Consider the following 15,709-nt stretch of genomic DNA (forward strand, 5'->3'; position numbering starts at 1 on the left):
TTTGCCGGCCCGGCCGCGGTCAGCAGGTCGAGTGGAACAGTGCGCCGACGGCCCGGTGCTCACTCAGCTCGTTGTAGATCCGCACGGCTTCCCGAGTCTCGGCCACTTGCACCTCGATGCCTTTCCCCGCAAGGAAATCCAACACCGTCTGATCAACCTGAAGCACGAGATCCATCCCGCGCGACAGCACAATCACGTCGGCCCCCCGCTCCAGCAACTCGACCACATCAACAGGCCGAACCCCGGGCCGATGCCGCATCCCCGTCTCCCGCCAATCCCAGGCCCGCCCACCCCCGGGATAAACGATCACATCCTTGAACTCCCCCACCCCCGCAACAACAATCCGCCCCCACTCAACCTCCGCCACCCGAGGCGACCGCCCCGCCCCGCCGCCCTGCTGTGCACCCTCAACCCCCGCATCGGAAAGGTCGGCCGATTCGCCGCCACCCGCCGGCGCCCCCACAGTCTCAGAACCCGATGTCATGCCGTCCATAGTGGCCCGCCCGTCCCTGGCCCGTTGCCCCCGCCCGTCCCTGGCCCGTTGCCCCCGGCCCGGCCCACTGCCGACCGCGCCAGGCCCCACTGCCCCGCTCGGCCCCGGCCCATTGCCTCGGCCCATTGCCCGGACCCGTTGGTGCGGTCACGAGTCGGCGAGGCGGTCGGCGAAGGCCATCAGGTCTCTTCGTTCGATCGCGGCGGCCATCAGATCCGGGAACGCGTCGGGCGTACAAGCGAAAGCCGGCACTCCCAGAGCCGCCAGCGCTGCGGCGTTCTCGTGGTCGTAAGCGGGTGCTCCCTCATCGGAGAGCGCGAGCAGCACCACCACCTGGACACCAGCGGCTGTCATCTCGGCGACGCGGCGCAGCATCTGGTCGCGGACGCCGCCTTCGTACAGGTCGCTGATCAGGATGAAGATGCTGTCGCGGGGGCGGGTGATGAGCTGGCGGCTGTAGCCGATGGCTCGGTTGATGTCGGTGCCGCCGCCGAGCTGGGTGCCGAAGAGGACCTCGACGGGGTCGGTGAGCTGGTCGGTGAGGTCGACGACGGCCGTGTCGAAGACGACGAGGGAGGTTTTCAGAGAGCGCATCGAGGCGAGGACCGCGGCGAAGACGCCCGAGAAGACCACCGAGGCGGCCATCGAGCCGGACTGGTCGACGCAGAGGACGACGTCGCGTTGGATTGCCGTTGTGCGGCGGCCGTAGCCGATGAGGCGTTCCGGGATCACCGTACGGTGCTCGGCCTGGTAGTGCTTGAGGTTCGCGCGGATCGTACGGTCCCAGTCGATGTCGGTGAGTTTTGGGCGGTTGATCCGGGCTGCGCGGTTCAGGGCGCCGCTCACCGCCGTGCGCGTCTTCTGGCTGATGCGCTTCTCGAGTTCGTCGACGACTTTGCGGACGACCTGGCGGGCTGCGTCCTTGGTCTTCTCGGGCATCACGCGGTTGAGGGAGAGCAGCGTGCCGACCAGGTTGACGTCGGGTTCGACGGCGTCGAGCATTTCGGGTTCGAGGAGCAGGCGGGTCAGGTCGAGGCGTTCGATGGCGTCGGACTGCATGACCTGGACGACGGTGCTGGGGAAGTATTCGCGGATGTCGCCGAGCCAGCGGGCCACCTTGGGCGCCGAGCCACCGAGACCGGCCGAGCGGGATCTGCTCTGGCCCTCGGTCTCGCCGCCGCCGTCGTAGAGCGCCGCGAGCGCCGCGTCCATGCGCCCGTCGCGCCCGTCGGCCGTACCCAGGGAAGTCTCTGCCGGACCGCCCAGAACGAGCCGCCACCGGCGCAGCCTTTCGCGCCGCGAGTGATCCGTGTTGTCCGTCATCCGACCTCCCGGCCGAGCAGGGCACGCAGCGTGGGCAGCACCCGCGCGGCGCGTTCGTGGTCCAGCATCAGAGGTTCGCCACCGGCACGGCTCGCACCACCCGCGATCCGCTCACCGATCGCGCGGCGTTCCCCGGTGGCAAAAGCGCCGAACGTACGCCGTAGCAGCGGCAGCACGTCGTCGAAAGCATCCGCCGGAATGTCGGCGAGCCACTGGTCGAGCAGCTCCAGCAGCGCCTCGTCGTGCACGAGCAGCAGCCCGCCGCCGGAGAGGAACCCCTCCACCCAGGCAGCACCGTGCGCGGGCGGCGTACCGATGGTGAGCGACAGCCCGAGCCGCCGCCGCACCTCTGCGCCGTCGACCCGCCCCGCGTCGAGCAGCAACCGCGACAGCCGTCCGGCGAGCAATCCGTGCAGGTCACTCCGCCCCGCCACCGAGGTGAGCGCGTTCAGCCACTGTTCGCGGGTAGCGTCGTCGTCGAGCAAACCGACCGCCTGGTGCACGCCGTCGATGTGCCCGCGCAACTCCTTCGCCGCGTCATCGGACAACGATCCCGACGCCGCGGGCAACCCCACACAGACCCGGGTGAGCAGGCTCGCGGTGACAGTCTCCAACCCCGCCACATCGGTACGCCGGACATCGCCGTACCGCAACGTCCGAGCCAGCGCCGGAATCGCCGCCATCAGGTGATTGAGGTCCGCATCGAGCGCGGCACGCGTGTCGAGCGCGGCGAGCACCGCCGGGAAAGCGTCACCCAGCTCGGCGAGCAGGCACACCTCCACCAGCGCGGTCACCTCACCGAGCGTCGCCGCCTCCCGCGCGGCCCCGGTCACCTTCGCGGTCGCCGCGCCGGCCACGGTCGTACCGTGCATGCTGCCCTCGACCAGCTGAACCTCGAAGTCCGGCAGCCACCGCAACCGCCACTGCTCCCGGAAAGTCCCGGTGCCCCGCCGAGCGGCCTCAGCCTCACCCCACGGCACCCCGATCGCCCGCATCCGGTGCAGCAACCGGCTGCGCCCCAGATCAAGATCCTTCCGAAGGTCCAGTTCAAGAACCCGTTCCAAAGCCTCAGGCTTGAGCCGTACGGCCCGCTGCTGCACCGCAAGATCCTTGGCCAACGGTACGGTCGGCATGTCCGCAGGCACACCCCCGAGCCGCTCCCCGACAACCATCCGCCGCCCGATGAGCTCCACCCGCAACGGCTCCCCGTCACACATGACAGCCTCAGCAGCCTCGGTCACCTCAGCCAGCCCCGCAAGCGGCCGCCCCCGAACCGTCGCCAGCGCCTCCGCCAACCGCGTCGCCTCGATCACGTGCGCCGACGACGTCGGCACCCCCTCCGCCCGGAGCACCCCTGCAGCGTCGACCAGCCACCGTGGAACGACCTCGTCCGCCGTGGTGAAAAGGTGGTGATACCACCCCGGTGACTGCACCCCCGCCCCATAACCGGACCACGACGCCAGCCGCCCATAGGTCCACGGAACCCAGGTAAAACTCACCTTGACCTTCTTGCGCCCCTTGAGCAACGCGGCATCATCCTTGGCGGAAACCTTGCGGCTCAACGCCGGCACATGCCAGGCCCCACACACCACAGCCACATTCTCATGGGTACGCCGAACCTCCCGAAGCACCGTCCGCATATAAGCCTCCCGAACCAGATCCTCAGGATCCTCCGGCGACGCCTCCCGGATAGCAGCCATAGCCTCCGCAATGGCCACGAACGCCGGCATCCCCCGATGCTCCACAACGTCCTCCCACCACCGCTCAGGATCGTCATACCCCGCCGCCGCAGCCAACTCCCCAATCGGATCAACCGGCCGCACCCGCCCGGCCCGCTCCAACGGTGCCTCCCCATCCACATCGGACGGCGGGAAGGTGACCTCGCGCACTGTGGTAGGCGCAGCCACGGCTGAGGGCAGAACCGTGACCGAGCACGCTGACTGCCATGACGCCGTCACACCAACGTCACCGGAGGGCTCGCCACCGGAGGGCTTGGCTGCGGAGGGCTCGCCACCGGAGGGCTCGCCACCGGAGGGCTCGCCACCGGAGGGCTCGCCACCGGAGGGCTCGCCACCGGAGGGCTCGCCTGCGGAGGGCTTGCCACCGGAAGGCTTGCCCGCGGAAGAACCGCTAGGGGAAAGCTCTCCAGCGGAAGAACCGTCAGGGGAAGGCGCATCAGCGGAGAAACCGTCAGGCGAAGGCGCGTCAGCGGAGGAACCGTCAGGGGACGAACCGCTAGAGGAAGGCTTTCCAGTGGAGGAACCGCCAGGTGAAGCAGTCCCGATGGAAGGACCAGCAGCAGAAAGCCAGCCAGCCAAAGGTTCGCTGGCGAACTGACCGTCAGCAGAAAGCCCGTCAGCGTTAGGGCCGTCAGCCGAAGAGATAGCAGCGGAAGTGACAGCGGTCGGGCCGACAACGGACGAAGCAGCAGCAAGCGGATCGGCGGCAGCGGAAGTGACGGCGGCCGGTTCGACAACGGATGTGACACCAGCAGGATCGGCGGCAGCGGAAGTGACAGCGGCCGGGCCGACAACGGACGAAGCAGCAGCAAGCGGATCGGCAGCAGCGGAAGTGACGGCGGCCGGGCCCACAGCAGCGGCCGGGTCCACAGCGGCCGGGTCCACAGCGGCTGAGACAGCGGCGGCTGAGACAGGGGCAGGGCCGGGGGCAGGGGAATTGTCGGTGGGAGGGGAATCGGTGGCAGGGCCGTCAGTGGGGGAGTGGTCCGGGGCAGCGGTGGGTGGGAGGGCGGGGGCGGCTGGGGTGTTGGTCAGGCGGTAGGCGTAGGGGAGGTCGAAGAAGCGGACCGGGATGCCGTTCGTGACGGCCCAGCGGAGGGCTTGCCATTCTGGGGAGAAGATGGCGAAGGGCCAGAAGGCGGAGCGGCGGGGGTCGTCGGTGGCGTAGCCGAGGAGGGCGACGGGGGGTTGGAGGGCGGGGTCGGCTGCCCAGCGGATGAGGTCGTCGGCTTCGGGTGGGCCTTCGATGAGGAGGATGGTGGGTTGCTGGCGGTCCAGCTCGGTGACGACGGCGCGGGCTGAGCCGGGGCCGTGGTGGCGGATGCCGTAGTGGTGTTCAGGCATTGCGGGCTGCTCGGTAGAAGTCGCGCCAGTCGGGGCGTTCGCGGAGGACGGTTTCGAGGTATTCGCGCCAGACCACGGTGTCGGAGACGGGGTCCTTGATGACGGCGCCGACGATGCCCGAGGCGAGGTCGGCGGGTTGGAGGGTGCCGTCGCCGAAGTGGGCGGCGAGCGCGAGGCCGTTGGTGAGGACCGAGATGGCTTCCGCGGTGGACAGGGTGGCCGTGGGGGATTTGAGTTTGGTGCGGCCGTCCTCGGTCATGCCGCTGCGGAGCTCGCGGAAGACGGTGACGACGCGGCGGATCTCTTCGAGGGCGGCGGGGATCTCGGGGAGGTCGAGGGAGCGGCCCATCTGGGCGACGCGGCGGGCCACGATCTCGACCTCGTCGTCGGCGGAGGCGGGCATCGGGAGGACCACCGTGTTGAAGCGGCGGCGCAGGGCGCTGGAGAGCTCGTTGACGCCGCGGTCGCGGTCGTTGGCGGTGGCGATGAGGTTGAAGCCGCGCTGGGCCTGGATCTCGGTGTTGAGCTCGGGGACGGGCAGCGTCTTCTCGGACAGGACGGTGATCAGGGCGTCCTGGACGTCGGAGGGGACGCGGGTGAGCTCTTCGAGGCGGGCGATCGTGCCGGTCTGCATCGCGCGCATGATCGGGCTGGGGGTCAGCGCCGCCTCGGAAGGGCCTTCGGAGAGCAGGCGCGCGTAGTTCCAGCCGTAGCGGATGGACTCCTCGGCGGTGCCGGCCGTGCCCTGCACCAGCAGCGTGGAGTCGCCGCTGATGGCCGCGGCGAGGTGCTCGGACACCCAGGTCTTGGCGGTGCCGGGGACGCCGAGCAGCAGCAGGGCGCGATCGGTGACCAGGGTGGAGACGGCGACCTCCATGAGCCGGCGGGGGCCGACGTATTTCGGGCTGATCTTGGCGCCGTCGCCGAGCAGGTAGGTCACCACGGCTTGCGGGGAGAGCCGCCAGCCGGGCGGGCGGGGACGGTCGTCGGACGCGGCCAGCAGGGCCAGCTCGTCGGAATACTGGTCCTCGGCGTGCGGGCGCAGAGCGGTCACTCGAACTCCTGGAGCATCTCGTGGCGGAAGGTGAGGGTGCGGGCCAGCTCGGCCACCGGGCGAACCCGCGAGGGGTCGGCGGCGGCCTCGTCCAGCTGGACCGCGAGTTTGGACAGGTGGGGCGAGTAACGGGGTGGCATGGCGAGCGCCGCGGCCCGGCACAGCTCGGCGAGCTGCCAGCTGTGTTTGTCGGTGCGGGCGCGGTGGGCGATGGTCTCGATGACGGCTATGGCCAGCTCGTCGGGCCACGCGCCGGGGTGCACGGCGAGCAGCCGGTGGGCGAGGTGGTCCTCACGGCGCAGGAAGTCGGCGGCTATCCGGGCCAGCTCGGCGGGTGGGAGCAGCAGGTGCAGGTCCCAGCGGACGGCCTCACGCAGGTTTTCGTCGCGTACCAGCTCGGTGGCCCATTCCGGGGCCTGCTGGACGATCGCGGCCTTCGCGAACCCGTGCAGCAGCGGCGTCTCCCAGTCGTGGCTGCGGGCCAGGGCGACCACCGCGGCAGGGCCCCGCCCGAAGGCAGATGTCCAGGTCGTCAGCGGTGCCCCGGCGATGACCTCTTCCAGTAACCAGGCCTGCACGCCGGTCCCACGCGCAGGCTGGGCCGCGAGCCCGTCGCGGCGTAGCTCCGGGGTCAGCTCGGCGGGCGGGACCACCACGAGCCGGTCGCCATGAAGGGTGACCGCCGCGAGGGCCCGCTCGGCCATCCGCCGGCCCAGCCCCGAACCGGGCAGGCGCTGCAGCAGCTCAAGAGCGGCCTCGCGGACCTCCTTGCGCCGATCGTCGAGCGCCGCGTCGAGGAATGTGTCGTCGTCGGTGGACAGCCCGTGTGCCAGCGCCGTGATGAACCGGGCACGGTCCTCGGCAGTCTCGGATTTCCACGTGCCCCGGAGCATGGCCAGCGCGGCGCCCGGGTCGGTCCTCCGGAGCCGGGTGAGGTGCTCGAGGCGCTCTCCGGGCGTACCCGTGTCCCAGGTCAGGGGGTCGGACTCGCCCGGGGACTCGTCGCGCAACCAACGCCAGTCGGGCCGCATCGCGGCCAGCCATTGGCCGCGCCGGCCGCCCACCCGGCCGATCGCGGGACGGATCACGCTGTTGCGCCGGCCCGCGTCGAGCAATGCGGGAAGCGTGTCGGGCGGCACGTGCCCGCCGTGGGAAGCGGCCGCGGCCAGCCACTGGCTGAGCAGCTCCTGGGCCTGCTGGGTGCCGCCGGGCGTGCCGCCGTCGGAGAGCAGCCGCCGTAACCGGATGCCGGCCGCACCCGGGAGTGGACTGTCGGTTTCGGCGGGCGCGGGTGGCACGCCGGGCCGGTCGGTGGCGGCAGTGACGCCCGCCCGGGCGTAGATGAGGGCGGTCGCGGCCGCTTCCAGCAGCGACAATCGGGAGACCGGCAGGGACCGGTCGCCGACATCGATACTGGCCGCCGCGAACGGGCGGCGGGCCGTGCCGACCAGCGCCGCGGCGAGCAGATCGGGCGGAAGCTCGGGGGAGCGAGCCACGCCCGCGCCCGGCATGGGCGGACCGGCCGGGATGAAACGGCCGTTGACCCAGGCGGCGAGGGGACGCAGGCCGCCGGGGGTCCACTCGCCGGCGACGGTCGCCGGGGCGCCGCCGGAGAACGCCAGCAGCCACCACGGCTCGCGGTAGCCGGCCGCGAGCGGCAGGGACGCACCGGACGCATCGGTGAGGTGGCCATCGGCGCTGGGCACCACGGCCGCGAGCAGCATCGGGGCGTCGGTGCGCCAGGGCTCGGCGGCCACCACATCGGTCCACCCGGCCAGGGCCACGCCGATCCCGACCGCGCCCACCGGCTCCGGCAGGGGCCGCACGGGGCTGAGCCGGTCCTTGAGCAGGGCACGCAGCGGGACGGCGCCCGGATAGAAGCAGAGCTCGCCGTCGAAGGACGTGCCGGGAACCAGGTCGGCGGCGAGGGACTGGCCGGGCGCGGCGAACGACAGGTGCAGCGCGAAGCGGCCGGTGCCGGCGCCGAGCAGCCAGCTGCGCCGGGTGGTGATCGTGCCGTCGTCGCTGTCGTGCTGACCGAGCACCTGCCAGTGATCGCGGACCGCCTCCCCGGCGAGCACCTCCTCGGTCGGGACCACAAAACCGATCCGGGACCGGACCGTGGCGGCCAGCGCGGGGGAGAGCTCGTCGAGCCGGTCGTGCCCGTCGACCAGCAACCGGAGCATCGCCAGGTCACCGAGCAGCCGGTCACCCCAGTGCGGCCCGATGCCCGCGACGCTGCCGAGGCGGCGCACCGCGGACGCGGCGCCCGGGGCCTGCGCGTCGACGAGGCGCGCGGCCATCGTCTCGTAGGGCTGGTGACCGGCGCGCTCGGCGGTGGCGAGCCCCTGTTGCACCTGGTCGTCCAGCCAGCGGCTCAGCTCGGCCATGCCACCGGCGACCCGCTCGGCGCGCTGCTGGGCCCGTTTCTCCGCGGCGGCGGGATCGGCGCTGCCGGTCGCTCTGGGGGCGGCTGCTCTGGCAGCCCGTGCCGACCGGCTCGCTTGCCACTCGGCGACAAAGGCGGGAGCCTCGGCGGACTCCTCGATCGTCGCGCCCCCGGCCCAGACCAGCAGCAGCCCGAGCGCGTGTTTGCACGGAAACTTGCGGCTCGGGCAGGAACACTTGTAGGCGGGACCGGAAAGATCGACACAGACCTGGTAGGGATTGCTGCCGCTGCCCTTGCACAGGCCCCAGAGCACGTCGTCGAGCAGGCCGGACCCCTGCCACTTGGCAGGTGTGCCGACGCCCCGGGCGCCCTTCAGCGAGCTGGCATCGGGGGCGACGGCGTCGACCTGAGCGGGGGTCCATCGTTCAACGGGCACGGAGAGGACAGTAGGAGCGGGGTACGACAATTTCGCGGAGGTACGGCGGATGAAAGTGATCGTTTTCGGGGCGTCCGGCATGGTCGGCCAGGGCGTACTGCGGGAGAGCCTGCTGGCCGACGACGTCGAGGAAGTTCTGGTGATCGGCCGGCGCGCTCTGGGCGTACACCACCCGAAGTTGACCGAAGTCACCGTGACCGACCTCGGTGATCTTGCGCCGCTCGAAGATCGGCTCGACGGCTACGACGCGTGTTTCTACTGCCTGGGGATCTCGTCCTCGGGCGTGAGCGAGCAGCAGTACACCAGGATCTCCTACGACTATCCCGTTGCCGCCGCCCGCATCCTGGCAAAACACAACCCCGAGATGGCCTTTGTGTACGTCTCCGGCGCGGGCACCGACGTCGACGGCCGCGCCAGCTGGGCCAGGATCAAGGGCCGGACCGAGGTCGAGATCATCAAAATCTTCCCCCATGGGTACGCGTTCCGCCCCGGATTGATCCAGCCGACCTACGGCGCCCAGTCGAAGACCCGCAGCTACCGGCTCCTCTACACGCTCATGGCCCCGGTCATGCCGCTGCTGGTCCGCTACGTACCGAAATACACGACAACGACCGACCGGCTGGGGCGCGCGATGTTGCGAGCCGCACGCCTCGGCTTCCCGGACCACGTCGTGGAGAACGCCGACCTGCGCTGATCAGGCCCGGGCACCGTGCTCCGCGGGCACAACCTCGGCGGGTACGGGCGGGGGCGGCGGGGTGCCGTCGCCGAACGGCCGCCCACCCAGTTTCTCCCGGCCGTGCTCGGTGAGCCAGTTCGCGAGATCCGGCCCGGCCGGCACGATCCCGGTCGGATTGATGTCGCGCTGCACCTCGTAATAGTGCTTCTTGATGTGCACAAAATCGATGGTGTCCCCGAATCCGGGCGTCTGGAACAGATCCCGCGCGTACGCCCAGAGCACCGGCATCTCCGACAGTTTCGACCGGTTGCACTTGAAGTGGCTGTGATACACGGGATCGAAGCGCGCCAGGGTCGTGAAAAGGCGCACGTCCGCCTCGGTGATCGTGTCGCCGACAAGGTATCGCTGCTCTGTGAGCAGTTCGGACAGGCCGTCAAGCCGATCGAAGAGCCGGTGGTACGCCTTCTCGTACGCCTCCTGCGACCCCGCGAACCCGGCCCGGTAGACCCCGTTGTTGACGTCCGCGAACACGAACCGGTTCACCTTGTCGATCTGCTCCCGCAACGCCTCCGGATAGAGCTCCGGGGCACCCTCGCGGTGATACTGCCGCCATTCCGAGGACAGGTCGAGGGTGATCTGCGCGAAGTCGTTCGTCACCACCTGCCCGGTCGGAATGTCGACCATCGCCGGCACGGTGATGCCCTTGTCGTAATCCGGGAAGCGCTTGAAGAACGCCTCCTGCAACCGTTCGATGCCGAGCACGGGATCCTTCGCCCCGGGATCCAGGTCGAACGTCCAGCTCCGCTCGTCATGGGTCGGCCCGGCGATCCCCATCGACAGCACCTCTTCGAGCCCCAGCAGCCGCCGCACGATGATTGCCCGGTTGGCCCACGGGCACGCGCGGCTCACGATCAGCCGGTACCGCCCGGGCTCGACGGGGTATCCGTCCCGCCCGTCGGCGGTGATCCGGGTGGCGATGTAACGCTGGTCACGGGTGAACTCACCGGCTGTTGACACGTAAGGCATTCCCCCATCTTGCTCCCCGAGCCCGCGTCGTAGATCCTCGCTCCGCGTGCTGATCACGACACTTTCTGGCAGGGTTGTTTGATGGCTGCCAAAATCAGTTCGTATTTATCCCATTGGACGACGTACGTCCCAGTGGTCGCTGTGGCGACCCTCATCCTCACCTGGGGCCGCGACCTTCCGCCCCCGCTGGTGATCATCAGCGCCCTGTTTCTCGCCGGTGCCGTGCTGGCCGCCGTGCACCACGCCGAGGTCGTCGCGCACCGCGTCGGTGAACCGTTCGGCTCGCTGGTGCTCGCGGTCGCCGTCACGATCATCGAGGTCGCACTCATCGTCACGCTGATGATCAGCGGCGGTGAGAAGACCCAGGCACTGGCCCGCGACACCGTCTTCGCCGCCGTGATGATCACCTGTAACGGCATTCTCGGCCTGTCCCTGCTGGTCGGAGCGTTGCGCCGGCGGGTCGCGGTGTTCAACCCCGAAGGCACCGGCGGCGCCCTGGCCGCGGTCGCCACGATCGCCGCACTCAGCCTGGTCCTGCCGAGCTTCACCACGAGCCGGCCCGGCCCGCAGTTCTCGCCCGCCCAGCTCGGCTTCGCCGCCGTCGCCTCTCTCGGGCTCTACCTGCTGTTCGTCCTGGTCCAGACCCGCCGGCACCGCGACTACTTCCTGCCGATCACCACGGCCGGCAAAGTCATCGATGCCGAGGAACACCTCGAACCACCCTCGACCCGCGCCGCGCAGGTCAGCCTCGGCCTGCTCCTGGTCGCGCTGATCGCCGTCGTCGGCCTGGCCAAGGGCGTCTCCCCGGCGATCGAGGACGCCGTCGCCGGCGCCGGCCTGCCGCAGGCCGTGGTCGGTGTGGTGATCGCGCTGCTGGTGCTGCTCCCGGAAACGATCGCCGCCGTCCGCGCCGCCGCCCGCGACCGCATCCAGACCAGCCTCAACCTGGCCCTCGGCTCCGCCATGGCCAGCATCGGCCTGACCATCCCGGCAATCGCCATCGCCATGATCTGGCTGGACGGCCCGCTCCTGCTCGGCCTCGGCGGCACCCAGATGGTCCTGCTCGCGCTGACCGTGGCGGTCGGCACGCTCACGGTGGTCCCCGGCCGCGCCAACGTCCTGCAAGGAGGAATCCACTTGGGGTTGCTGGCCGTCTTCCTGTTCCTAGCAGCTAGTCCTTAGGACAAGGCCCGCCAGTCTCTAGAAACGGCTCAGCCCGGCCCCTTCCAACCGGGGGCCGGGCCGAGAAAAGGCCTACTTGGCGGCCTGGAGCTGGTCGTGGGGGGCGGCGCAGGCGCCGGGTGGGACGACCGGGCTGCCGAGGATCGAGAGGGACTGGTTGACCTCGGTCGGGGTGGCGAGTTGGCGGTACAGGGTGCCGACGACCAGGTTGACCGTGGCGTCCGTACGCTTCGGGTCGTATTCGGCTTTTGATTCGTTGAGGAAGAATGCCTGGATCAGCCAGGCCGAGGACAGGCCTTTCGGGCCGTACTGGACGAGCGCGACGCCGGTGAAGCGCTTCTTGCTCTCCGCGGGCTTCTGGGTCGTGAAGCCGCGGTTCTTCATGTCCTGTGTGAGAGCGGCAGCGAGCCCCGGCCGCCCCGTGCCGTTGAGCACCTTCACCGTGACGTCGGACGTGCCGCGGGGAAGGGTGGCATTGACCATGACGGCGCCCTTGCAGGCGTCGGCGACCGGTCCGTTCTGGGTGTCCTTCGTGACGGCGACGATGACGACGACGAGCGCGGACACCACCAGCACACCGAGCACGATGAACGCTCGGACGCGCGTAAGACTCATCTTGTTCACTCCGGGGGAATCGACCGGGCACAGCGCCGGTACCGGCGACGCTAACAAGCGCCACCAAATCGATCCCCGTCTCAGGCTGAGCGACGGGTGACCAGGGTGGGTTCGTAGATGACCGCGGAGACCCGCATGCCGGGGTCCTCGATCCGGGCGAGCAGGAGTTTTGCCGCCTCGGCTGCCATGTCCTCGAGGGGGTGGCGGATGGTGGTCAGGGGTGGGCTGGCCGAGGTTGCCGCGCTGCTGTCGTCAAAGCCGACCAGGGACACGTCGGCAGGGACGTCGCGGCCGGCTTCGCGCAGGGCGAGCAGGGCGCCGAGGGCCATGACGTCGTTGGCGACGAAGACGCCGTCGAGGGCAGGGTTCTCGGCGAGAAGCGTGCGCATGGCTGCCTCGCCGCTCTCCTGGGTGAAGTTGCCGGCGGCGACCGGGACCCAGCCGTGGCCGTGGCGGGCCATGGCGTTGCGGAAGCCCGTGGTGCGGTCGTTGCTGGCGGGGACCTCGGGTGGGCCGGCGATCATGACGATCGTGTGGCGGCCCGTGGCGACGAGGTGGTCGGCGGCCAGGGCGGCGCCGCTGTCGTTGGCCAGGTCGACGTAGTTGATGGGGACCGGGTCGGCGGGGCGGCCGATCATCACCGCGGGGACGCCGGCGTCGGTGAGCATGCGGGGCAGGGGGTCGCGGCCGGGTAGCGACAGGACGATCGCGCCGTCCGCCTGGCCGTGGCGCAGGTCGCCGACGAGGCGGGTGCGCTGGTCCTCGGTGCCGGCGATCTGCAGGGCGAGCTGGATGCCGGCGGTGCGCAGGACGCTCATGAGGCCGCCGACGACCCGGCCGAAGTAGGGGTCGGCGAAGAAGCGCCCCATGAACGGGTCGTCGTCGTGCGCCTCGGAGTCGGAGACGACCAGGGCCACCGTGCCGGTGCGCCGGGTGACCAGGGAACGGGCGAGGCGGTTGGGGACGTAGCCGGTGCGGCCCACGGCGTCCCAGACGAGCTCGTGCAGCTGCGGGTCGACGTTGCGGATGCCGTTGACGACCCGGGACACAGTCGCGCGGGAGACGCCGGCGACCCGGGCGACGTCCTCCAGGGTCGGGAGGCGTTCGACGCGCCCGGTCTGCATACCAGACTTTATAGCACACCCCGGAGAGCGCTCTCCGAAACAAGCCGACGAGAGGCCGGCGAGTCGCCGTGGAGGCCGGGAAGTTCCGGAACCTGAGCGAGATATTGACGTACGTGCAATCGGGGCGTAACACTTCGGAAAGCGCTCTCCAAAGCTTCCCAAGCCGGACCCCGAACCCGGCCCGGAAGCGACCCCTCCCGTGCACCGCGCGGGAAAATCCCCGGGAGATCCCATGAGAACGAAGCTCAGACGTCTCGTCGCCCCGATCGGTGCCGCCGCGCTCGCCGGTGCAGCGCTGCTGGTCGGCATCCCGCAAGCACACGCCGCCGACACCCTGCTGTCGCAGGGCAGGCCCGCTATCGCCTCGTCGCTGGAGAACGGCGAGTCACCCGCCTCCGCCGCCGTCGACGGCCGCGCCGAGACCCGCTGGGGCAGCCAGTGGGCCGATCCTCAGTGGCTGCGCGTCGACCTCGGCAGCACCGCCACGATCACGCAGGTGGTGCTGCAGTGGGAGACCGCGTACGGGAAGGCGTACAAACTCCAGACCAGTCCGGACGGCACCGCCTGGACCGACATCTTCAGCACGACCACCGGCACCGGCGGCACCGAGACCCGCAACGTCACCGGCTCCGGGCGCTACCTCCGGATGTACGGCACCCAGCGCGGCACGACCTACGGTTACTCGCTCATCGAGTTCAAGGTCTACGGCTCCGTCGCCGGCTCGCCGCCCTCCGAAGGACCGGGCTATGTGTACGCGAACCCGCCCGTAACCGGCGTCACCCCGTCCACGGCCACCCCGCCCGCGACGAACCCGCCCACGACGCATCACGAGTTCCAGGCGAACTGCTCGGTGAGCCGCTCGAACCTGCCCGACGACCCGATCGTGTTCCCGAACATGCCGGGCGCCTCGCACTCGCACACGTTCATGGGCAACACGACCACCAACGCGGCGACCACGCTGACCAGCCTGCAGTCCGGTCAGACGTCCTGCATCACGCCCGGTGACAAGACCGGCTACTGGATGCCGACGCTGCTCAACGGCGACACCGCGGTCCAGCCGGTCGGCCGGCAGGTCATCTACTACAAGAGCGGCGTCATCGACTACCGCAGCGTGCGGCCCTCACCGCCCGGCCTGCGTTACGTCGTGGGCAGCCCGGCGGCGACGCTCGACGAGTTCCGCAACTCGCCCGGCGCGGTCGAGGGCTGGGAGTGCGGGGAGAGCGTCCGCAACTGGGACTTCCCGGCCAGTTGCGTCGCGGGGAGCCAGCTCAACATCCGGTACCAGGCGCCGAGCTGCTGGGACGGCATCCACCTGGACACGCCCGACCACAAGAGCCACATGGCGTACCCGACGGTCGGGGTCTGCCCCGCCGACCACCCGGTCGCGGTCCCGATGATCGAGTTCAAGATGGCGTTCCCGGTGAGCGGCACCATGTCCGCGGTGCGCCTGTCCAGCGGCCGGGCGTACTCGTTCCACTACGACTTCTACAACGCGTGGGACGCTCCGACGCTCGCGGCACTCGTCAGCCACTGCATCGACGGCGGGCTGCAGTGTGACCCGCGCGGCTTCGACCAGTACAAGCCGGACCGTGGCGCGGCGCTCAACGAGAACTACGTACTCCCGTAATGCCGGGAAACGTCCGGGTCCCTCGCAATAGGGGCCCGGACGTTTTATCGGGACGCGGATAACAAAAACTCAGCCGAGATCTTTGAGATATTTCTGGCGCGTGGAGATCACCTTTACGGCGAGTTCTTTGGTACGCGGTTCAAGGCCCGCTTTCCCCTCGGAGCCGGCGAGGTTCACGCCCTGCTCGAAGTGAGCCTTCAGCGCCTCGGTGAGGAGCTTGTCGAACGCCGCGCCCCGCACCTTGGTCGCCGCGGTGACCTGCTCGGGGGTCACCATCCCCGGCATCGGCATGCCCTTGTGCGGGTTCTCGGACGGCAGCTTGGCCTCGTCGTGCAGCGCGCGGAGCTGGGTCAGCTCGTCCTGGTGAAACGTCGTGAGCTCGGCGGCGAGCGCCTTGACCTGCGGACTCGAGCCGTTGGCGGGGGCGAGGGCGAGCAGCGGGAGCAGCTCCTCGTCCATCGCGATGTTGATCTCGACCCAGGCTAGGTCGGTGCCGCCGAAGAAGCCCGCGCCGCCCGCCGACGGCGCGGGTGTGGCGGCGGCGGAAGCGGGTGGCGCGGGGGTGTCACCGCTCCCGCACGCGGCTGTGCCGAGCGCGGCGGTAAGCGCCCATGCGGTCACAAATGCGAGGGAGGAATGCCGATTCACACAGCGAGTCTCCGTGTCGCCGACAGCTGTGTC

The 15,709-nt window shown here is 70.1% G+C and carries 12 protein-coding genes; 3 read left to right on the plus strand and 9 right to left on the minus strand.

Annotated features, from left to right (window positions below):
- Positions 1–19: 19 nt before the first annotated feature.
- The 5 genes from Ahu01nite_RS17655 to Ahu01nite_RS17675 all read right to left on the minus strand — a co-directional run bounded on the left by Ahu01nite_RS17655 (position 20) and on the right by Ahu01nite_RS17675 (position 8,778).
- The gene (locus Ahu01nite_RS17655) at positions 20–367 is read right to left on the minus strand and encodes an Mth938-like domain-containing protein (protein WP_239158915.1); all 348 of its coding nucleotides are present in this window, start codon (positions 365–367) and stop codon (positions 20–22) included.
- A 273-nt stretch (positions 368–640) separates the two neighbouring features.
- Positions 641–1,816 carry a VWA domain-containing protein gene (locus Ahu01nite_RS17660; RefSeq protein WP_203837635.1) on the minus strand — a complete coding sequence of 392 codons (1,176 nt, stop codon included), beginning with the start codon at positions 1,814–1,816 and terminating at the stop codon, positions 641–643.
- Positions 1,813–4,899: a DUF5682 family protein gene (locus tag Ahu01nite_RS51380; protein ID WP_275411757.1), complete on the minus strand. Its 3,087-nt coding sequence runs from the start codon at positions 4,897–4,899 to the stop codon at positions 1,813–1,815. The genes Ahu01nite_RS17660 and Ahu01nite_RS51380 overlap by 4 nt, the downstream gene beginning before the upstream one ends.
- The gene (locus Ahu01nite_RS17670; RefSeq protein WP_203837636.1) at positions 4,892–5,953 is read right to left on the minus strand and encodes an ATP-binding protein; all 1,062 of its coding nucleotides are present in this window, start codon (positions 5,951–5,953) and stop codon (positions 4,892–4,894) included. Before Ahu01nite_RS17670 ends, Ahu01nite_RS51380 begins: the two co-directional genes overlap by 8 nt.
- On the minus strand, positions 5,950–8,778 hold the full coding sequence (locus tag Ahu01nite_RS17675) for an SWIM zinc finger family protein (RefSeq protein ID WP_203837637.1): 2,829 nt from the start codon (positions 8,776–8,778) through the stop codon (positions 5,950–5,952). The genes Ahu01nite_RS17670 and Ahu01nite_RS17675 overlap by 4 nt, the downstream gene beginning before the upstream one ends.
- 49 nt (positions 8,779–8,827) lie before the next feature.
- On the opposite strand from Ahu01nite_RS17675, the gene Ahu01nite_RS17680 reads away from it, so the two are divergent.
- Complete coding sequence (locus tag Ahu01nite_RS17680; RefSeq protein ID WP_203837638.1) at positions 8,828–9,472, plus strand: NAD-dependent epimerase/dehydratase family protein; 645 nt, start codon at positions 8,828–8,830, stop codon at positions 9,470–9,472.
- On the opposite strand, the gene Ahu01nite_RS17685 is transcribed toward Ahu01nite_RS17680, so the two are convergent.
- Positions 9,473–10,480, minus strand: coding sequence for a glutathione S-transferase family protein (locus tag Ahu01nite_RS17685; protein WP_203837639.1), 1,008 nt, complete (start codon positions 10,478–10,480; stop codon positions 9,473–9,475).
- Positions 10,481–10,561: 81 nt separating this feature from the next.
- Between Ahu01nite_RS17685 and Ahu01nite_RS17690 the strand changes: the two genes are divergently transcribed.
- On the plus strand, positions 10,562–11,662 hold the full coding sequence (locus tag Ahu01nite_RS17690; RefSeq protein ID WP_203837640.1) for a calcium:cation antiporter: 1,101 nt from the start codon (positions 10,562–10,564) through the stop codon (positions 11,660–11,662).
- A 72-nt stretch (positions 11,663–11,734) separates the two neighbouring features.
- Here Ahu01nite_RS17690 and Ahu01nite_RS17695 read toward each other — a convergent pair whose 3' ends face one another.
- Positions 11,735–12,277, minus strand: a complete 543-nt coding sequence (locus Ahu01nite_RS17695) for a LytR C-terminal domain-containing protein (RefSeq protein ID WP_203837641.1) — start codon at positions 12,275–12,277, stop codon at positions 11,735–11,737.
- Between the two features lie 80 nt (positions 12,278–12,357).
- Positions 12,358–13,401, minus strand: a complete 1,044-nt coding sequence (locus tag Ahu01nite_RS17700) for a LacI family DNA-binding transcriptional regulator (RefSeq protein WP_203837642.1) — start codon at positions 13,399–13,401, stop codon at positions 12,358–12,360.
- A 232-nt stretch (positions 13,402–13,633) separates the two neighbouring features.
- Here Ahu01nite_RS17700 and Ahu01nite_RS17705 point away from each other — a divergent pair, with 232 nt between their 5' ends.
- The gene (locus tag Ahu01nite_RS17705) at positions 13,634–15,028 is read left to right on the plus strand and encodes a DUF1996 domain-containing protein (RefSeq protein ID WP_203837643.1); all 1,395 of its coding nucleotides are present in this window, start codon (positions 13,634–13,636) and stop codon (positions 15,026–15,028) included.
- Between the two features lie 69 nt (positions 15,029–15,097).
- On the opposite strand, the gene Ahu01nite_RS17710 is transcribed toward Ahu01nite_RS17705, so the two are convergent.
- Positions 15,098–15,649, minus strand: a complete 552-nt coding sequence (locus tag Ahu01nite_RS17710; protein ID WP_203837644.1) for a DUF305 domain-containing protein — start codon at positions 15,647–15,649, stop codon at positions 15,098–15,100.
- Positions 15,650–15,709 lie beyond the last annotated feature (60 nt).

This window comes from Winogradskya humida, assembly GCF_016862215.1.
In the GTDB taxonomy this organism is placed as follows: Bacteria; Actinomycetota; Actinomycetes; order Mycobacteriales; family Micromonosporaceae; genus Actinoplanes; species Actinoplanes humidus.

Excerpts from the sequence above, each read along its gene's own strand:
- Ahu01nite_RS17695 (WP_203837641.1), bottom strand. The coding sequence starts at position 12,277 with ATGAGTCTTACGCGCGTCCGAGCGTTCATCGTGCTCGGTGTGCTGGTG.
- Ahu01nite_RS17680 (WP_203837638.1), top strand. The coding sequence starts at position 8,828 with ATGAAAGTGATCGTTTTCGGGGCGTCCGGCATGGTCGGCCAGGGCGTA.
- Ahu01nite_RS17700 (WP_203837642.1), bottom strand. The coding sequence starts at position 13,401 with ATGCAGACCGGGCGCGTCGAACGCCTCCCGACCCTGGAGGACGTCGCC.
- Ahu01nite_RS17690 (WP_203837640.1), top strand. The coding sequence starts at position 10,562 with ATGGCTGCCAAAATCAGTTCGTATTTATCCCATTGGACGACGTACGTC.
- Ahu01nite_RS51380 (WP_275411757.1), bottom strand. The coding sequence starts at position 4,899 with ATGCCTGAACACCACTACGGCATCCGCCACCACGGCCCCGGCTCAGCC.
- Ahu01nite_RS17660 (WP_203837635.1), bottom strand. The coding sequence starts at position 1,816 with ATGACGGACAACACGGATCACTCGCGGCGCGAAAGGCTGCGCCGGTGG.
- Ahu01nite_RS17685 (WP_203837639.1), bottom strand. The coding sequence starts at position 10,480 with ATGCCTTACGTGTCAACAGCCGGTGAGTTCACCCGTGACCAGCGTTAC.
- Ahu01nite_RS17705 (WP_203837643.1), top strand. The coding sequence starts at position 13,634 with ATGAGAACGAAGCTCAGACGTCTCGTCGCCCCGATCGGTGCCGCCGCG.